General features: G+C 31.8%; 3 protein-coding genes. All 3 read right to left on the bottom strand.

The features are described from left to right. Positions 1-108: 108 nt before the first annotated feature. Positions 109-885, bottom strand: coding sequence for an AglZ/HisF2 family acetamidino modification protein (locus ABIZ51_03445; protein MEO7087829.1), 777 nt, complete (start codon positions 883-885; stop codon positions 109-111). 1 nt (position 886) lies between these two features. After that, complete coding sequence (gene hisH, locus ABIZ51_03450; protein MEO7087830.1) at positions 887-1,534, bottom strand: imidazole glycerol phosphate synthase subunit HisH; 648 nt, start codon at positions 1,532-1,534, stop codon at positions 887-889. A gap of 39 nt (positions 1,535-1,573) precedes the next feature. Next, positions 1,574-2,665, bottom strand: a 1,092-nt coding sequence (locus tag ABIZ51_03455; protein ID MEO7087831.1) for an N-acetyl sugar amidotransferase, incomplete at its 5' end; no start/stop codon positions are given.

Below are 2,665 nucleotides of genomic sequence, written 5' to 3' on the forward strand. Positions count from 1 at the left end.
CTCTTGCCACCAAATATTTAGCAAATTTTGCCCAACGCCTTCCACCAATACCAGGATATGGCGGAAAAGAATAACATATAATTAATACTTGTTTAGTCATCTTTTTTGTTAATCAGCGACTAAAGTATAAAGTTTTTCTATTAAATCAGATTGAGTAGGGTAATTAATCAAAATGGATTGAGAATTATTATTTTTATAGATGAAAAAGCTGCTTCCTGCAATGGCTGAAGCTCCTGCTTTTACGGCAGATAACATATCCGAAATACCATTCAAACCTCCACAAGCCACTAAAGGAATTGTCAATTGAGAAGCTATTTTATTTATTAAATTGGTGTCCAAGCCTTGAAAAGTACCTTCTCTATCTATGTTTTGTAAAATAATTTCGCCAGCACCGAGCATTTCGCATTGTTTAGCAAATTCAACTACATCCATATCTTTTTTTTTGCTCGCACTCACAAAATAAGGAAGAGTGCTTCCGAAAAAATTTTTTTTCACATCCATACAAACAACAACACTTTGCGAACCGTAACATTCCGCTATTTCAGTAATGATATTCATATTTTTATACAATATCGAATTTAAAATAATTTTTTCTACACCAAGCGAGAAAAGTATTTTAGCTTCTTCCAGTGTTTTTATAGCACCACCATACGCCAATGGCATAAAGCATTCGCTTGCCATTTCTTCTATCAATTTGTAGTTTGGAAAATTTTTTTTTTGAGAGTCCGTTATGTCCAACACAACTATTTCGTCTACTTCCTTATCATTGAAAATTTTAATGGAATTGATTGGATCACCAATGTAATTTGGTTTCTTAAATCGAATCGTTTTCACTAGTTTCCCTTCATCCATTGTCAAAACAGGAATTACGCGTATTCTTTTCATGTCAAAAATAATGAATGAAATTATGCATTAGTTGCATTCCGAATTTATGGCTTTTCTCTGGATGAAATTGAAAACCAATAATATTATCTTTCGCAATACCGCAATCAAATGGATGCTGATATATAGATTGTGCAATTGTGTTTTTAGGTGATGCACATTGAACATAATATGAATGCACAAAATAATAACGTGGCGTGTCTTTAATCTCTCTAAATATGGAATGTTCTGGCATAGTAAGATTGACATCTGTCCAACCCATGTGCGGAACTTTTACGGTATTATTTTCGAATTTAAATTTTATGGTTTTAGCGTCTATCCATCCCAATCCTTCACAATTACCTTCTTCGCTGTAATTGGTAAGTAATTGCATTCCCAAACAAATACCCATTAATGGAATTTTATCTACCAGTACTTTTTTATTTAAAATTTCGATGAATTGAAGTTCACGTAAATTCGCCATGGCTTTATTGAACGCACCAACTCCCGGCAAAATAATTTTTTCAGCAACATTTATTTTTTCAATGTTGTTGGTAATTTCAGCTTCTCCTCCAATTTTTTTTATTAAATTTTTGATGGAAGCCAAATTCCCCATCCCATAATCTATAATCGTAATTTTTTTTGCAGCATTCATCCGCGCAAAGTTATTCATTTAAGGAAGATAAAAAGGAAACAAAAACAGGTTTTAAAATTATTTTTTTAATAATGCAGTGATGGGTTTAAGTACTTTAAGAAGTCGAAAATAATGTTTCCAATAATCTTGATCCGTTTTATAATCCGAATGTTTATGTATTGGAGCACACATATATTCCTGAAAACTTTCTTCTGAAAAATTTAATTTTTTCAGTACATATTCTTTGTCTGTTTTCAAAACGCTCGCATCATATATTGGCAAAGACATCTCTTTTAAAGCGTCTTCGCGAGTGATTTGTCCAGATTGAATTAAGCACGAATAATGGAACTGTCTTTTATCAATATGAAATTTTTGAGGCAAAATATACCCTTGATAAAACCTAGTAAAAATAGATTCGTAATGCTTTCCGCCATAATCTCTCCAACCCAGTTCATTTATTAAAATATTTTTCACGGCAGCCTTGTTGTAATCTGTATAATTAAGTAATGGTACAAATTCATATTTCGATAAAAATCGAATAAAAAGGTTTTTAAAAAAACTGATGGAAGGAAATGTTTTCCGTTTTAATGTACCAAATTTGGTGTGAATATCTTTGAAATTAATAAAATCGAGTTTCCTATGTACCCAACTTTTAGGCATATATACGCCTTCTGTAACAATGTTGTGTCCACTTAAAATATATTTTATTTTATTCTTTTTTGCGATATTAAACATCGAAGACAGAATAGCATGATCGGTTGGAAATTCCAAGTCCACCACGCCTGCTTTGAAATACGCCAATTGTATGTCCTTAAATTCTTCCCAATTAATAACATACGTTTGCAAATCATATTCTAATTTATTCAAGAGACTTTCAATATTTTGAACAGCTAATTCTGAGTTCCAGCCATTATCAAAATGAATAATTAAAGGGTGCAAATCTAATTTTTTGCACAAATACGCCAAGTACGAACTATCCACACCGCCACTTACACCCAACAAACAATCGTATTTTTTATTTTTTCTCTCCGCTTTAATTCTTTGCATTATTCTCAGCAATTCCTTATCTCGTTCTTCTCCTTTCGGTAATTTAGAATAAGCGATGTCAAAAGCATGACAATGATTGCAAATTCCTTTCGTATCTAAAATTAAATCTGGATCATTCTGATT

Source organism: Bacteroidia bacterium (genome assembly GCA_039924845.1).
In the GTDB taxonomy this organism is placed as follows: Bacteria; Bacteroidota; Bacteroidia; order DATLTG01; family DATLTG01; genus DATLTG01.

What these genes read in the sequence shown, in the direction of transcription:
- ABIZ51_03445 (MEO7087829.1), bottom strand. Translation starts at nt 885, where the DNA reads ATGAAAAGAATACGCGTAATTCCTGTTTTGACAATGGATGAAGGGAAA.
- hisH (MEO7087830.1), bottom strand. Translation starts at nt 1,534, where the DNA reads ATGAATAACTTTGCGCGGATGAATGCTGCAAAAAAAATTACGATTATA.